Genomic DNA, 15984 nt, shown 5'->3' with positions numbered 1-15984 from the left:
GTGCGTTTAAAGAGTGTGTTGATTATCTTTGATTAAAATGGCTATCTTCACCTTACACGAAAAGAATGCCAGCGCTTCGCGCTGTGTCATTAGCCTTTCGCACATTAATCCTGAAATTAAATAATATCGTTTACTTAAAAACGATATGAGACATTTAGCCTCCTCAGGGGGTGCAACAATTGGCAACTTAGATTGGCGCTTACCATGAAATGAATATAGGAAGAAATCCACTTAAGGTATGTATCAACGATTCTGAGTGAATATTGCTTAGTCAACATAAACTCGACGATGCGATTTAAAAATGTTGAACGAATTCTCATTAAGTTAGCTCTAAAAAACTGCTGTGTTTATATACAGTGTTGATGCGTTTCTCCCATAGTCAAGAAAACAACCCATTGGGTCGTTTGTATCCTTTCCATAATGTCTATAATCATTGAAAAATATTGCTGTAGCAACAAGTAAGTTATTGTGATAAAACTGGTGCAAAGAGAAAAACGACCTATTCGGTCGATATTAAATTGTTATACGTAAAGGAAAGTTTCGTTGGGCAACGAAGATTGGTATCGAAATATAGAATGGAATGATGAAATAGAAGAAGCGTTTTATCTCAAGCTTAAGCGTGCTCGTAGAAAAGAGCAATATTTAAGAATCCAAGCATCTATTTTATCTACAAAGTATCCAGATGTATCGATCGCTCTTTTAGACAAATATTTTGAGTTAAAAGACGATTTTGATCATGCCCAAGCTTATTGTGATATGGCATCCGCATTTATATCCAAAAATATGGTAGAGGATGCGTTAAATTCTTACGAAAAAGCGTTAAATAGAGAGCATGAATTTCCTAATTTAAAAACGGAAGCATATATCCTACTTCCGCTAACAATTGTCAAAAATAAACTCGAGCACTTTTATTCAAAAGCTGAAACGGTCTTAAATGCCAACCAAAGCAGACTAATGTTTCCAATAGATTTTTTTCGTTGGCACGCAGCTTTAGCTATTATAAACTCAAATAATGGTAATGATGAGTCAGCATCTAAGCATGCCCAAATAGCCCTTGATTTGGCTCAAATAAAAAAGTCTGGATTTACTTTTCATCAAAACTTAGGTTTAGTCGGTAAAGAGTTTAAGGGCATAGTTAAAGAGTTGCGTAAAATTTACGCATAACAAAGCGCTAAACTAGGACAAAATTAAATAAGCTCGTCGCTTCGCTCAATTTTAGCTTATTCAATTTTGTCTATTAGCTTAGCAAGCATTATGTTTTAGGAAGCTTCATTGAAAATTTTATTAATATTAGCTTTGATTTGCAGTTTTAATTCAGTTGCTAACTCATTTGTTGCAAAAGGAAAAATTGAGGAGCTTACTTTAGTTGAGGGGCGTGAGGTCATGGTTCAAATTTCCCATCAACCTCACCAAGATGACTGTCAAGGTAATCGCTTCTATCTAGGTAGTGTAAGTGAGAACGAGTTTCACAATAATCTAATGCTATTGAATACAGCTTTGGCAAACAAATATACAATTACTTTGCATCAAACAACAGGTGCGGATTGCTCAAAGAAGAAAGTGTATTTTAATATATTAAGGGTGCAAACGTATTAAAACATAACAAGCTGTTTAAAATAGACGCCTTACTGCTTGGCTGACGCTCATTCTTCGCTAATTTTAGCCAAGCATAATCCGCCTATTAACAGGGTGCTATGTTTTTTGGAAACTGAGTATGAGACTTCTGATTTCTCTGATGTTCATAGAAGTAGTGCTAATGGCAAAAACTTTTGCATTACCTTTATGTCAGGAATATTTTAAACAAGTACCTCACGTAGAAAAGGTTGACGTTGGCACTAACGATAATGAATTACTATCAGTTTATGGCTTTAGCCTTGATGAATCTCAATTAATAACTATTAAAAAACTAAAAGAAAGCTTGAGTAATTCCCTAAATATAAAGTCACAATTTGGTGGTGTTAATGAGATTTCTATTGTTTGTACCAGCGAAAACGCTGTTGGTTTTACCATTAAAGGAAAACTAGGTGAATTATCAGCTTTCTATTTATTTAAAAAAGGAAGCTATTATGCAGGTCCTCTTTTATATACTGAAGGTGATGTCTTAACTATTAAATCAGACAGCTTCTGAACGGTAAGAAAACATAACAAATAAGGATAGGTGTCGCGAAGCCGGCACCTTATCTGGGTGTTGAACGAAAACCAAAATAGGACAGGCACAAATTTTTTGCGCAAATCGCGCTTTTTTACTACTGTTTAAATATCCAGTTATTGATTGAGTTGAATAGGAATGACAAGAGCAAGGAAAGCACTGATAGATTTGTCGTCGACGTCTTATTATCACTTAATAGCACGGTGTGTACGCCGTGCTTTTTTGTGTGGGGAGGATAAATATACAGGTAAAAACTTTGACCACAGACGAACATGGTTAGTCGAGAGAGTAAAGCTGCTGAGCAGTGTATTTGCGATTGAAATAGCGGCTTATGCCATTATGAGTAATCACTATCATTTAGTGGTTAAAGTGAATAGACAGCAAGCACTTAGTTGGTCAAATAACGAGGTAATATCTTGATGGTATAAGCTGTATAAGGGTAGTCCAATCATTGATAGAGACCTTCACGGCAATATTCTCAGTGAAGCAGAGCAATTGCTTGTTTCGGAACTGATTGAAAAGTGGCGATCTCGGTTATACGACATCAGCTGGTTTATGAAAAACCTCAATGAATACATAGCAAAAGAAGCAAACAAAGAAGATAACTGTACCGGTAAATACTGGGAAGGGCGGTACAAGTCTCAAGCTTTGCTAGATGAAACGGCATTGCTCAGTTGTATGGCTTATGTAGATTTAAACCCAATCCGAGCCAACATGACAAATAATTTAGAGGATAGTGATTTCACCTCGATTCAAGAGCGCATAAGTCACTTTAAAAACTCTAAAGCAAGTGCACAAAAACCTAATCAAAATAATGAAAATGCACATCAAATCAAACAGCCAAAAACATTAAAATCGTTTGGTACAAGAGTGTATGAAAACACATTACCTTTCTCTTTATTGGATTACCTCGAGCTAGTTGATTGGACGGGGTGTCATGTTCATCCGAAAAAGAAAGGGTACATACCAAAGAGTGTGCCCGATATTCTAGTATCACTGAAAATTGAAGAAGCAACTTGGTTAGTTAGAGTGCAAAATTATGGTAATCACTATGGTAACTTTGTAGGCTCGAAAACGGTGTTAAGAGTGAATCAAATGGGACAGGCACAAATTCACTGGGCAAAAAGATATTTATATAATTTCTCTATCTTGTAAAAGTGTCTAATCAACTAGCTCTTTTTCAAATATCACTGTTATACGACAAGTGACATACTTTAACTGTTTTCAACTTGGTGACATCTGCTTAACTTATTGTTATGGTTGAGGGTATTAAAGTGCGTATCTGAAAAGCTGTTGTTATGCGACATTTGTCGTAGATAAAAATGTTAAGTTACTTTAAAAGTGGTGATTAAATTGAAATATATAGTAGTCGCGTTTTTGTTGTCTATATCGATAGATGTTATTGCTCAACCAATTGCAGATATTGAACTTTCAAAACGCTTAGTTGGCTCATGGACAATTTCAAAAACTGATATGTATTATGGGCAAGAAGGTCATGTTAGCACCTATAGAAATGATGGAGTTATAGAACATATTCAATACACTTCTGGTAAATGTAATTCAATAGACTCCATTACTTTGGGCAGTTGGTATATTAAAGACGGGCAACTTACGCTCAAGGTAACAGAAAGTAGCGGCCAAAATCCTCTTCCAGTGGGTATAATAGTCACAGACAAGATAGTCACTATCGAGAATAATTATTTTGTTTTTATTTCGAATGAAGGGCGAAAAGTACGCAGAACACGTAGCAGTAAGTGTTTATAATCAGTAACCTAACAAACCAAGTCAACGGGACAACTTTAAACTGGCTCCAGTCGCTTCGCTCCGATTTTAGCCAGTTTAAAAGTTGCCCCTGCTTGGGGCGTTAGGTGCCATAAGATTATGCTTCGAACTATTGCTTTAAATTTAGGTCTTCTAGTTTCATTTTTTACTCAAGCATCTGCACCGATTGAGTCTGTTAAGCTAGATCAAACTCTGGCAAGTGAGCTTGGATTTATTATCGAGTTGTCTAGTGATAAAGAGGCTACTAATCTGAGCGTTGAAGGCCCTAAAGAGTTAAATGGTTGTGAGCCTTTGAAAGTTGGTACAGCAATACTAAATAAAGAGAATCTAGACATTGCTTTAAGTACTTCTGAAGTTATTAAGGGTTCTAATCCAAAAAGCTTCGGTTATATTCGTAATGTTACGGACAATAAATTACTAATATTTATAGACTACATATGCACTGTTGGGCGTCAACATCAAAGTCGCAGATACGAGCTATGGTCAAGTAGTACCTAACAAGTTACTTAAATGGACGCAAAACGCTTGGCTTGTACTCCTTCGTCGCTAATTTTAGCCAAGCATTTATGCGCCCATGAGTAAGGCGTTAGAGTTCAAAAGGAGTTTAGTGTTGAGGTTGATTACCATTATATTATTAGGAGTGTTTCTCTTCGGTTGTAAATCTACATCTGAAGTAAGTAGAGAAAGTCATGTTTTTTTCATAAATGGGGATAACATTGAAGTTAGTGATGATCTCTTAAAGAAAATACGTTCCCGTATAGATGCACAAGGCGTCCAAATAGTTACTAGCGCATTAATGGATAAAAAAGATGTTAGATGGACTTTGGATTATATATCTTTGAGCGAGTTACTTTATTCTCAAGATTGCGAACATGTACAGCTATTGAACACTAGAAAGTTTGATATTAATCGGGATATTGATGAAAACGGAACTCATATCAAAGCAGGTTCTTTTGATTATGTATGGGAGATTAAAGTCTGTGATATTTTGCGTTATTATAGGGTTGTTAATGAACTAGGGGATAATTCATTTACCGTGTACCCACTTAAACTCTAACAAACGCATTAACGCATGGACTAATAAAGCTTGGCTTAGTTCGTGCTTCGCCAATTATAGCCAAGCATTATTAGCCCGTTATACGAGGCGTTAGCCGCCGCGGTATTCAAACAAGCAACTCTTAAACAGGAAGTTTTATGAAAGTACTCTTTTTAATCGCCGCCTTAATCATTTCGGGGTGTACAACTGCTCTTTGGGCACCTGAATACAAGCAGGAAATTATAGACGGTTTCTACGTGAAAAGTGATACTGGAGAGTTGTTTGTTACAGCCTCAGATTCTGCGTACCTTTTCGAAATCAATAAAAGTTTTGGAGAAGCACTTACTTTATCCAGAAAAATTGAATTTTACCCATCATTTAACGACTTTGAATTAAAGAAAGACAATACGATAGTTGGTAACGTATCGCTAACACTAATAAGCGATGAGCCTAGCTTAGAATTAGAAACTCACCTTTTGTCCCTCGGTTTCAAAAAAGATAAACTATTAAAAAGGCTCAAGCTTACGAAAAAAGTAGAAGGAAAGCGATTCACAGTAGAGGGTGATTTACCATTAGAAAAGCTTGAAAAAAGTCAGCGCATATCAATTGCACAACCATCAACCTTTTCTCAAACGGCAGGGAAGATAGTTGCTACCCCTGCGACAATCGTCATAGATTCTGTAGTTGTAGTGCCTGCTGTATTTTTGGGAGCAACAATTATGGCGGCAGGTGGCGGCTAACAAGCGCATAGACGTTTGGACTAATAATGATCAATAAATATGACAGGCACAAATTTTCTATAGTGAAGAACCCATTGTTTTGGAATGATATCTCGCAATTTTCTTAGCTTTTTAAAATGTGTCTGTCCATTTTTGTTTTTGTTTTTTAAAAGCTTTTTAAATTGGTTTTATTTGGTACATAACAAGCGCATTTTGAGCGGAACCAAAAAGCTTGACTTGGTTCGTACCTCATCAATTATAGCCAACTATTATTAGCCGTTTATTTACGGCGTTAAATTGCCTTAAGGGAGCTGTGAAACTTGAATATTAGCGAAAACGGCTTTGAGATATTAGAGAGCTTTCTATCTCAATGTGAAATGCAATCTATAAAGGCGGAAGTAAATGAATTTCCCAAAACCTACCCAAAGTACGGTATCCGTGGGGCTAATGATAAATTCCAAACTATTCAACAATTATGTTCATCTGAAAAACTAACAAAAATGGCTGAATCTATTTTAATGGATAAGGCTAATTTGGTAAGAGTAATTTTCTTTGATAAAACGCCAGAGTATAATTGGTTGGTTACTTGGCATCAAGATAAAACTATTTGTGTAAATACAAAAGCTGATGTTGAAGACTGGAAAGCTTGGAGTATCAAAGATGGTAAACACCACGTTCAACCATCTATAGATGTTTTAAATAAAATGGTTGCGTTTAGGATTCATTTGGATGATTGTGATGAGGACAATGGTTGTTTAAAAGTTATACCTAATAGTCATCAATTAGGTATTTTGACTCAGAATGAAATTGATTCAATCACTCAAAACCAACCCGCATTTTCGTGCGTGGTTAAAGCCGGCGATGCATTGATCATACGCCCACACCTTTTGCATTCATCAAGTAAATCCAGTAATCCCAGTAATAGGCGTGTAGTTCATATAGAATTCAGTAGTTATCAATTGCCTTGCAATTTAGATTGGGCGTAGGGCAATATAACAAGTTAATTAAACAGAGGACGTAAAAAGTATGGCTTGCGCTCCTTCGTCGCTAACTTTATCCTGCTATTTTTCTCATTTTATAAAGGCGTTATTTGTTTTAAGGAGTATGTGTGAATCTTCAAGAGTTTATCGAAGAAACATTAGTCGAAATATCACAAGGCATCGAAGCTGCAAATAAAAAGCTTAATGTGAATGACCATTGCCTTTATGCTAAATATGTTTTAAAGGATTCAAAAGACGACCTCAAAAATAGCTTAATTAACTTTGATGTTGCCGTTACAACAAAGCTTGAAGCTAAAGGTGAAGGTAAAGGAAAGTTTAAATTATTTGTTGCTGATGCAGATTTATCTGCAAGTGGGAATATCGCAAATGAAAAAGTATCTCGCGTAAAATTCAGTGTTTCAGCAAATAAAACAGTAGGCTACACTGTAAATAAAGGTTAAATCAATACATAACAAATACGTCATAGTCAATATTAGTCGCAGTCCGTTCCGGCCAAAACGCGCCTAAAATCGCCATACGTACGCGTTATGCATTGCAAGGAGAGGACAGTGATTCCTAAAGGATTTAAATTAATTGACCATCTAACAGCAGAACAGAAAGAACAATACCTTGCTGAGAAAGAAGCAAAGAAAATTGAACAGGCTAATGGTCAAAAAGTGTTGCGAAGATTTAACAAATTGGTTAGAGAGCATGATTTTACTAGACGTAGTAATTGGTTTTCAAAGGAGGTAGGACATGTTGCGCATGTGATTCACTTCCACAAATATACGTTTGGGCCAACATTTAGAATGCATGTTCTGATTAGGGCACTTAACGACTCTCGTGAACATGTTGCATTAAATGGTATGCCAGATATTGATTTACACCCTTACGAATCGAGCTTCAAGTATGAAAATACTGAAGAATCAATTCAATTATGTGCTGACGCCATGTTTCAGGCTTTCCAGGAAGTGGCAATACCTTGGTTTAAATCAAATACACTTAAAATTCTTATTTCAGAAAAAAGCCCGTTAATTGAATCAGGTCGTGAGGGCTTAATCGAGGCGTTAAATGGTAAAGGGAATCCAGAGTATGTTGAAATATCGAGAAAGTTATTGGGGTTAAAAGTATAACAAGGCGAGCAACCTGACAGCTGACGCTGTCGTTTCGCTTGGCGTTATGTCTTAGGGAGGATATTTTGAACGAAAAAAGTATCTCAATTACAGTAGCTGTAGCATTTATTGTTAGCTCATTCCCTTTCGTATTTAACTTAGGGTTTGAAATTATTCTTTTAAAAGGGATTTGGTTAACTTCGTTAGCTATTGTCGCCTCTCTTTTTTATTATGTGTTCGCCGTTTTTTCTTTGTATTATTCTTTAAATGCCCAAAGGTTTAACTATAAATTCGCAGGCTTTACTCTTGAAAACAATAAGTACCTGATTCATTTTCCACTAATTTTATGTACTATTTTTCAGTATGGATTTTTGTTTCTACCATGATAGTGAATATAGGAATAAATCCACTTAAGATATGCATCAAGGGTTCTGAGTGAATATTGCTTAGTCAAGAAACCAAAATAGAATAGGTACAAATTTTATATGGTGAAGAGCCCATTGTTTTGGAATGTTATCTCGCAATTTTCTTAGCTTTTTAAAATATGTCAGTCCATTTTTGTTTTGATCCATTTTTGCTTTTGGACGCAAAACAGCAGGCTTGCGCTGATTCTTGGCTTAGTTTATCCTGCTATTTTTCGCCTTTTATTTAGGTGTTGTATGTACTCTAAGGTTTGGTGTTCTTTATGTTCCAATATTCACCAATAATTATCGGTTTCAGTTCTGTTTTATTGCAATTTTATATATTAGCTAGCTTCAGAAGACTAAGCCCTAAATTGGCAACGAAGTTATATGGTGGTGTTGTTTTCAGCTCAAAATGGGAGCACCAAAAAAAAGCAATCAACTTTTTATATAATCCTACAATTTGGCGTTTTGTTAAACAAAAAAATATTAAGTACGCACTGTACGTGAACTTTACTCTAGCACTGACTTTTTTATTTCTAATATTTGTGGATAATTAGTACATATAACATGCCATTAATGCGGGACTGCTAAAGCTTAGTTCGGTTTCGCTCCGCTTCACAGTTTTCATTTTTTCTGTGACTAATCTATGGTTTCCGGAGCAAGTCCGGAATGACGTAGCAGAGGAGCTGCTTTGGGTTAACAGAGATGTATCGATTACCTTTGGTTAAAATTGCTCATTTCACCTTGCGCAAATTGAACGTACTCGCTTCGCTCGCAGTCGTTACATTTTGCACGTTAATCACCTTGCGCGAAAAGAATGTCAGCGCTTCGCGCTGTGCCATTAATCTTTCGCACAATAGCGATTTGCACCAAGGCCATACTACTTCAATCGTGCAAGGTGATGTATTGCGATTGCATCCATAGGTTTTAGTTGTATTAAAGCTGTGCCGTCTTGCTTTACAGTGATAGATCTCCCTATACACGGCCCTTGATTAGTATCTATGCTCAACTCATCACAATATGTGCCGGGTAGTAAACCGGTTTGAAGCGTGGCGTGCATTGTTTTATCTTCGCGATTAATCGCGACAAAGCCCAGATCTCCGCGTGAAAATGCAATTTGGTTATTACCATTGTCCCACCAATTTGAGATGGTTGGATTGTCGGCCGTGTAACTTCTAAAACGCATTGCGCCGGCGATCATAGGTTTTCTATGTTCACATTGCCACAAGGTGCCTTGGCAGTTAAGTTTACCAGATTGATGGACAGGGACTTTTGGCCCGCCAGCATCGGTATCGCCGTTAAATTCGTAACTGGACATCACTTTTGGATAACCATACGGATAGGCCAGCATAAATACGTTAGCAAGGTCATACAGCGTTTTATCTTTGAACGTGACGATGTCTCCAGCACCACCGTGACCGCGCTGGTTGTCGTGGTTGTCTGTGAATATGATGGCTTTTTCACTGGGCATTAAACCCCAGTCTTTAACAAAGCTCTTCAGTGAGGCAAGTTTTCCTTGTTTAAAAACATGGCTCAGTTGGACGCTGTATTTAAATTCTGTGACCATGCCGTTGCTTAGATACGGCACTGATGTGATTGCTTCACCACCTTGATCTATGACTTCTTGAAAAATAAGCGGTGAGTCATTGAGTTGTTTTAAAATTGCAGCGATATCGTCAGTGGGCATGTGTTTACTAGCATCAAGTCTGAATCCTGCCACGCCTAAGCCTGTGAGTTCATTTAAATAGCCGGCGATTTTTGCCTGAACACTGACAGAGTCAGTATCTAAATCATGCAGGCCAACCAGTTCACAGTTTTGCACGCGCCATGCATTATTTACGTAGTCGGTGTCTTTGATAGCACAGGGTTTGTGGAAATCTTTAGGAGAGTAAATGGGGTAGTGTTTATTGCCATAAGACTTGCCAGTAATACTTTTACCGCTACCGTGGGCCATGTGATTAATAACTGCATCGACATAGATGTCCACGCCTTGTGCTTTGCATCGATTTATCATATCGACAAATTGCGTTTTGTTACCACTTCGACTGTTCAGCTCATAAGTGACGGGCTGATATCTTGTCCACCACTGATCGCCTGCGATATGTTCATTAGGCGGTGATACTTGAACCGCTTTGTAACCTTGTGGTCCTAAAAATGTCTCGCATTCAGTGGCAATATCGGCCCAAGACCACTCAAACAAATGTACAAATGTCGTAGGGATATGCGCTGATGCATTCACATTGGTAGATGCAATGAAGGCAAGTCCAGCTAGGGTAGGGAGTCGGTTATTTTTCATTCTTATATTTCTCATTTTTTTGAGAAAGACAATATATCGGTCTTATGGTAATAATCGTATTGAATACGTATGCAAAATGGCAACCAAAAACGGTTGCCATACACAAATTTTGAGGTGTTATCTTAACACTAGAGAGCCTGTATGAGGTGGGTGTTTTTACCAAACTCAAATACGTTTAGTTTGCCACACTGCGCGAAGTGGTTATTGCTAGCATAAGGTCGGTTTGCTTGGATAATATCACTTTCCCATCCTTGACCATTTTTGACAAATGCTTTTAGCTCGAACCAGCCTTGGTAAGTTTGACTGCAATCCATTTCTACATCCAGTTTCCAGTAGTGCGGGCCCCATTGGTTTAGACCTGACTCACCAAATCCATGAAGATCGTAGGTTTTCTTTTCACCCCAATTTGCAGGCCAAACATTGGTTGTCCAATCTAAAGCAGTCCCTTGGGCTTGATTTGATTGACTAGGTTCAGATGCCTGCCAGTCAAGGTAGGTATCTCCTGATTTCCATGGTGCAGTGGTTTGATTTCTGAGGTTTAGGTGTCTAATTGGAATTTGGCAAAGTACAGGATTTTGGTCACATTGCAATCCACGCTGTGACGCTGCGTTGTGGTCCAAACCGCCGCGTACAAACATATCTTGGCCGCTTTGTGTTTGTGCTTTTATAAATACAACGGTTCTTTGCCAATCTCCGTCGCCGTCATTAGGGGTATCTGTGGTAATACTTTGGTGATGGATCGCGATTGCATCCATAGAGGACAGTGATATTTGAGCAGTCCCATCGCCATCAACCGTAATTGCTCTGCCATTGCAATATCCCGCACTTTTACCGCCAGAAAGCTCGTCACAATATGTGCCCGCAGGAAGACCGGTTGCCAACCTCACATTCATATTGTTTGATTCTCTATTGATGGCCACAAACCCTAAATTACCGCGCGAAAAAGCAATTTGATTATTACCATTATCCCACCAGTTTTGTACTGACCAGTCATCATTGGTGTGATTTCTAAAGCGCATTGCACCTGCAATAAAGGGCTTTCTGTGCTCACATTGCCATTGCTGTGCGTTACAATTTAAATTATTACCTTGATGAACGGGGACAGTCGGGCCGCCGGCATCGGTATCACCATTAAACTCATAGCTAGACATTACTTTTGGATAGCCATAGGGGTAGGCAAGCATGAACACATTGGCCAGTTCATATAGTTTGCCGTCGTGAAAGGTGACTATAGAGCCAGCACCGCCATGCCCACGTTGATTGTCATGGTTATCAGAAAATACAACGGCTTTATAGCTTGGCATAAAGCCCCATTGCTCACCAAAAGATTTAAGCCAAGCAAGCTGACCTGTTTTAAATGTTTCGCTGAGTTTAATGCTGTATTTGAACTCAGTGACTAAGCCATTTTGAAAGTATTCAGACGCTTGAACAGCTTCACCACCTTGGTCAATGACCTCTTGGAACACCACAGATTGCTTATTGAGTTTACCTAGAATATCGCCGATGTCGTTTGCAGGCATATGCTTGCTTGCATCTAAGCGAAAGCCCGCAACGCCAATATCGAGCAAGTCATTTAAGTAATTTGCAAGCTGCGACTGCACATAAGGTGCATCGGTGTCCAAGTCGTGCAATCCTACTAATTCACAATGCTGCACGCGCCATGGGTTATTGCCGTAATCTTCAGGGTTAATGGCACAGGTTTGATGGAAGTCATTTGGGCTGTAGATGGGGTATTGTTTGTTACCAAACTGACTGCCTGCGACCCCTGTACCGCTGCCGTGTGCCATATGATTTATCACTGCATCAACATAAATATCAACCCCTGCAGCGTTACATCGAGATACCATGTCGATGAACGCAGCTCTATCTCCGCCGCGACTGACAAGTTGATAGCTAACAGGTTGATATCTTGTCCACCATTGACTCCCGGTGATATGTTCACTCGGCGGCGAAACCTGAACTGCCGCATAGCCTTGTGGCCCTAAAAAGGTTTCACATTCTTTGGCGACATCAGGCCAAGACCATTCAAACAGGTGAACAAATGTGGTTGGTGCACCTGTGTTACTAGGTGTAGCATAGGCGCAGTTTGATGCAAGTAACGAAACACTTGCGACGATTGGTAGTATTATATTTTTCATTATTGTGCCTCTCATTTACATGAGTTTTACAATATAAGGCGCTTTGAGGAACATTCCATTGAATACGTATGCAAAATGGGATCAAGGTTGCATGTTGTTGTTTTTTAATGCTGTGAATTAGGTGGTTTAAGTTGTTTATTATCTATTTAAAGAATAAATATTTCTTTAGTGTTAAATAACTACTCTACTATAATGAGCTCGGTGTACATTTTATGGGTATATAGAAGTCAGTGCAGTATTTAAATGTGGAGTATGGATGCAAAAGGTCTTTGTGAGCGCCTGTTTAATGGGTAATAAAGTAAGGTATAACGGAAGTAGTTTATCGCTGGATAAGTCAGATAAGCGTTGGTTAGATCTAAACGTTAAGCTTGTTGGCTTTTGTCCAGAAGTCTCGGCTGGTTTACCGATACCTAGAGCGCCAGCGGAAATTATTGGAGGCGAAGGGCGTGATGTCATCCACCAACAAGCGTGTGTTGTCGGAGATGATGGAGTCGATGTGACTGATGCCTTTTTAAATGGTGCCCATCAAGCGCTGCAAATTTGTTTGCAACAAAAAATAAAATTCGCGGTTTTGGCAGAGGGTAGCCCATCTTGCGGAAGCGAAAAAATATATGATGGCACTTTTTCTGGTAAGAAAGTAAACGGTGCTGGCGTCACTGCACAACTGCTCAGATCTAAAGGCATCAAAGTCTATAGCCAACACTCTGTTATGCAGTTAATTGAGCAGCTAGAACGTAATAGCGCAACGGATAAATCTAAAACAATTAGTTAGTATATTCTTGCATTAACTTGCAAACTACTTGAGTTAATTGGCTATCATTTTGCATTAATTGCTTAAGCTTGTCGCAAGGTAGCCACATAATATCACAAGGGGTGTCACTGGTGATGTCGGTAGCGCATGCACCGCTTAGCAATGCGGTTAGAGCAATTGATTCACCCGGCCCTTTATTTGTACAAGTGTGCTTTACGTCATTATCTGATGATACGTTCCATTGCTCTTTAACGCTTCCTCTCACAATGACGCCAATTTTAGACAGCGGCTGATTTTCGTTGCAAATTACTTGCTGCGCTTCATAAACGTGATGCTCTACAAAAGCGGACAATTTCTCACGTGTTGCGAGCGGTAAGTTCTTAGCCCAAGGAATATCATTAGTAAATTGTTGTTGCTTGGTCGTTTTGAAGATTGACTCATTTTGGAGGTTGGCCATTTTGTCTTCAACGCATGCTAATAACCTTTGCGCTTCGGGCTTATCTAACACAGCTTGCTTAAGCTGTGCATTGATGACTGCGCGCTCGCGATTGAGCAACAACCTAGTCGCAGCTTGTGTCTGCAGGGATTGAATAATTTCTGGAAAGCTTTCATGTAGTTCATTCATGCGCTCTAGAGTACGTGTTTTGTTATCTTTGACATCTTTTAACACTAAATCGGCAGCAGACTGGCTGGGCGCTAAGGTTTGCACATGACTTTGCAAAGCCTCTTGTGCGTGCATAAACCCCCGAGCAATATCGTAACCCAAGGCAAGTTTCTTAAAATAAAAGGTTAATAAGAGCTTGTTTAACCATGAATATTGCCTCAGTGGTTGCAACCATTTGGGGGTTTGCCATACCGTATAAATGGAGGTTCTTGGGCTAATTTGGGGTTCACCGTCAAGGGCAGATTCAACCGCTTCGACTAATTTGCTAGTCGCTTGCTTGCTCAACATCCCTTGTTCAAATTGCGTCCAGTAATGTTTGCGCTCAGTCTCGAGCAATCGTCTTTTGTATGCCGTGTTGAGCTCTTCTGTGGTTATTTTACTATTTGATTCAGTCTCGTTGAGTGCTTGTAGTTGCGATTTTTGCTTTACGGTTTCCCAGTCTGCGCCTTGCAAAAATGGGTTGGTCATCATCACAGGCAGCATCTCGTGTAGCTCATTATTGATTGTGCCTTGGGCTTTGTCTACAGTTGCTTGTTTTGCTGGCGGTAATGAGTTTAAGCCGAGTATTTTAAGTAACCAGCCCATCGTGGAGCCGTTGACCAATATGGTTAAGACCACGATGCCTGCACATAAAAACAGCACCCGATCACCAATTTCTTTTGGTATGACATCACTGGCGACTACGGCTAGTGCCAAGGCTAATGACACCGCACCGCGCAGTCCACCCCAGCACAGCACCGCTGCTTTTGGAAAATTAATACCAATACCTAACCTAGTCAGGGCAGGCATACAAACGGTGATAGAGATTGCTCGAATGATTAAAATACCAGCGTAAAGCAATGCCAGCATTTTCCATGCTTGCATATCATTTAGTGGTACACGGATAGCGACCAATATGCCAACCAGTAAAAAGATAAGTGTGTTGGCCATGTGGGCCATCATTTCCCAAAAATGATGTAAAAATCCAGCGACTTCGGGGCTGATCCGAGTTCGGCCGATACTTGCAAACATTATGGCTAACGTGACAACCGCAACAACTCCTGATACGTGGAAGTTTTCTGCAATAAAAAAAACGGAATAGGCCGCCGCAATAGTTAAAGAGATCTCGATCATTGGGTCGTTAAATACATGCTCTATCCACATAATACATAGACCACCCACGGCTAAGCCTATTGCCAGACCTACTAATACGACTTGTAAAAACTCGGCTGTGACATGCAAAGGCGATGAAAGTCCAGCGTTGATATCACCGCTGTAAGTTGCGGTAACCCATGCAAAAAAGAGTGAAAAGAACACAATTGCGGTACCGTCGTTGAGTAGCGACTCGCCTTCAATGAGGGTTTCAAGGCGCTTTCGAGAACTGACTTCTTTTAACAGCGCGACGACAGCCACCGGATCTGTGGCACTGATCAAAGCACCAAACATCAGGCAAATGGCCCAGCTCCAGCCCCAGCCGTCGGGTACAATGGCAAAGATGAGCTCGGCTGTTAACCAAATCGCGAGCATTAAACCTGGGACGGCTAAAATAGCGATTTGTGTAAACATGCGGCGGAATAAATGCACCTCCATGGCAAATGCGCTTTCAAAAATGAGCGTTGGCAAAAACAGATATAAAAATAGGTGAGAGTCTATTTCGGCAACCAAAGATAAACTCTGGCCAAATTCTGGGGCGTATGCATTAAACAAGTCTGCTCTTTGTAGCAACCCGATTGCAATGCCTAGCAATAAGAGCGCAACAGTGTAGGGGACTTGTGTGCCTTTTAAAATATGACGTACAAATGCGCCAATAAACAGTGCGAAAATCACAAATAGTAGGATCAAGAGCCCTGTGCTAAACGCCATAGTACTGTGCCTATCAAATTGGGTGTTCTAAGTTTAGAAAAGGAATGGCATGTTCGCTAAGATCAGGCGTTATCAATCGTGTTTAAAGTGCAAAAATGTTTATACAATAGA

Annotated in this window: 15 protein-coding genes and 1 pseudogene; 13 read left to right on the top strand and 3 right to left on the bottom strand. The window is 39.4% G+C overall.

All coding sequences use genetic code 11. The features are described from left to right. The first annotated feature begins 543 nt into the window (after positions 1-543). From AC2CZC_RS17675 to AC2CZC_RS17620, 12 genes are all read left to right on the top strand, one after another. The gene (locus AC2CZC_RS17675; RefSeq protein ID WP_063363529.1) at positions 544-1164 is read left to right on the top strand and encodes a tetratricopeptide repeat protein; all 621 of its coding nucleotides are present in this window, start codon (positions 544-546) and stop codon (positions 1162-1164) included. A 108-nt stretch (positions 1165-1272) separates the two neighbouring features. Next, positions 1273-1596 carry a hypothetical protein gene (locus AC2CZC_RS17670; protein ID WP_063363530.1) on the top strand — a complete coding sequence of 108 codons (324 nt, stop codon included), beginning with the start codon at positions 1273-1275 and terminating at the stop codon, positions 1594-1596. A 160-nt stretch (positions 1597-1756) separates the two neighbouring features. Next, positions 1757-2128, top strand: a complete 372-nt coding sequence (locus AC2CZC_RS17665; RefSeq protein ID WP_155731857.1) for a hypothetical protein — start codon at positions 1757-1759, stop codon at positions 2126-2128. A 159-nt stretch (positions 2129-2287) separates the two neighbouring features. Next, positions 2288-2569, top strand: coding sequence for a hypothetical protein (locus AC2CZC_RS17660; protein WP_432652500.1), 282 nt, complete (start codon positions 2288-2290; stop codon positions 2567-2569). A 75-nt stretch (positions 2570-2644) separates the two neighbouring features. Further along, positions 2645-3304 (top strand): alpha-amylase family glycosyl hydrolase, encoded by a 660-nt coding sequence (locus AC2CZC_RS17655; RefSeq protein ID WP_432652501.1) that lies wholly within the window; start codon positions 2645-2647, stop codon positions 3302-3304. Between the two features lie 198 nt (positions 3305-3502). Next, positions 3503-3913, top strand: a complete 411-nt coding sequence (locus AC2CZC_RS17650; RefSeq protein WP_063363533.1) for a hypothetical protein — start codon at positions 3503-3505, stop codon at positions 3911-3913. A 117-nt stretch (positions 3914-4030) separates the two neighbouring features. Further along, complete coding sequence (locus AC2CZC_RS17645) at positions 4031-4429, top strand: hypothetical protein (RefSeq protein WP_484582810.1); 399 nt, start codon at positions 4031-4033, stop codon at positions 4427-4429. Between the two features lie 109 nt (positions 4430-4538). Next, positions 4539-4988, top strand: coding sequence for a hypothetical protein (locus tag AC2CZC_RS17640; RefSeq protein ID WP_211037348.1), 450 nt, complete (start codon positions 4539-4541; stop codon positions 4986-4988). A 137-nt stretch (positions 4989-5125) separates the two neighbouring features. Beyond that, entirely contained in the window at positions 5126-5707 is a 582-nt protein-coding gene (locus tag AC2CZC_RS17635) for a hypothetical protein (RefSeq protein WP_211037349.1), read from the top strand. A gap of 299 nt (positions 5708-6006) precedes the next feature. Beyond that, entirely contained in the window at positions 6007-6672 is a 666-nt protein-coding gene (locus AC2CZC_RS17630) for a phytanoyl-CoA dioxygenase family protein (protein WP_247687016.1), read from the top strand. 122 nt (positions 6673-6794) lie between these two features. Then, positions 6795-7127: a hypothetical protein gene (locus AC2CZC_RS17625; protein WP_484582809.1), complete on the top strand. Its 333-nt coding sequence runs from the start codon at positions 6795-6797 to the stop codon at positions 7125-7127. A 108-nt stretch (positions 7128-7235) separates the two neighbouring features. Then, entirely contained in the window at positions 7236-7799 is a 564-nt protein-coding gene (locus tag AC2CZC_RS17620; RefSeq protein ID WP_484582808.1) for a hypothetical protein, read from the top strand. A gap of 1269 nt (positions 7800-9068) precedes the next feature. Here AC2CZC_RS17620 and AC2CZC_RS17615 read toward each other — a convergent pair. Then, positions 9069-10478: pseudogene (locus AC2CZC_RS17615) on the bottom strand (alpha-amylase); the annotation flags it as partial. A gap of 128 nt (positions 10479-10606) precedes the next feature. Continuing rightward, entirely contained in the window at positions 10607-12616 is a 2010-nt protein-coding gene (locus AC2CZC_RS17610) for an alpha-amylase (protein WP_484582807.1), read from the bottom strand. Between the two features lie 256 nt (positions 12617-12872). On the opposite strand from AC2CZC_RS17610, the gene AC2CZC_RS17605 reads away from it, so the two are divergent. Beyond that, on the top strand, positions 12873-13388 hold the full coding sequence (locus AC2CZC_RS17605) for a 2-thiouracil desulfurase family protein (protein ID WP_484582806.1): 516 nt from the start codon (positions 12873-12875) through the stop codon (positions 13386-13388). On the opposite strand, the gene AC2CZC_RS17600 is transcribed toward AC2CZC_RS17605, so the two are convergent. Further along, entirely contained in the window at positions 13381-15873 is a 2493-nt protein-coding gene (locus AC2CZC_RS17600) for a cation:proton antiporter domain-containing protein (protein ID WP_484582805.1), read from the bottom strand. The genes AC2CZC_RS17605 and AC2CZC_RS17600 overlap by 8 nt on opposite strands. Positions 15874-15984: the final 111 nt, after the last annotated feature.

It is taken from the genome of Pseudoalteromonas sp. MMG033 (genome assembly GCF_057197785.1).
Note: the sequence above shows the minus strand (reverse complement) of the source record. Positions and strands in the feature narration are given on the sequence as shown.

Bases quoted from the DNA above. Each gene is read 5' to 3' on its own strand.
- AC2CZC_RS17665 (WP_155731857.1), top strand. From the start codon at position 1,757: ATGGCAAAAACTTTTGCATTACCTTTATGTCAGGAATATTTTAAACAA.
- AC2CZC_RS17660 (WP_432652500.1), top strand. From the start codon at position 2,288: ATGACAAGAGCAAGGAAAGCACTGATAGATTTGTCGTCGACGTCTTAT.
- AC2CZC_RS17645 (WP_484582810.1), top strand. From the start codon at position 4,031: ATGCTTCGAACTATTGCTTTAAATTTAGGTCTTCTAGTTTCATTTTTT.
- AC2CZC_RS17635 (WP_211037349.1), top strand. From the start codon at position 5,126: ATGAAAGTACTCTTTTTAATCGCCGCCTTAATCATTTCGGGGTGTACA.
- AC2CZC_RS17610 (WP_484582807.1), bottom strand. From the start codon at position 12,616: ATGAAAAATATAATACTACCAATCGTCGCAAGTGTTTCGTTACTTGCA.
- AC2CZC_RS17605 (WP_484582806.1), top strand. From the start codon at position 12,873: ATGCAAAAGGTCTTTGTGAGCGCCTGTTTAATGGGTAATAAAGTAAGG.
- AC2CZC_RS17600 (WP_484582805.1), bottom strand. From the start codon at position 15,873: ATGGCGTTTAGCACAGGGCTCTTGATCCTACTATTTGTGATTTTCGCA.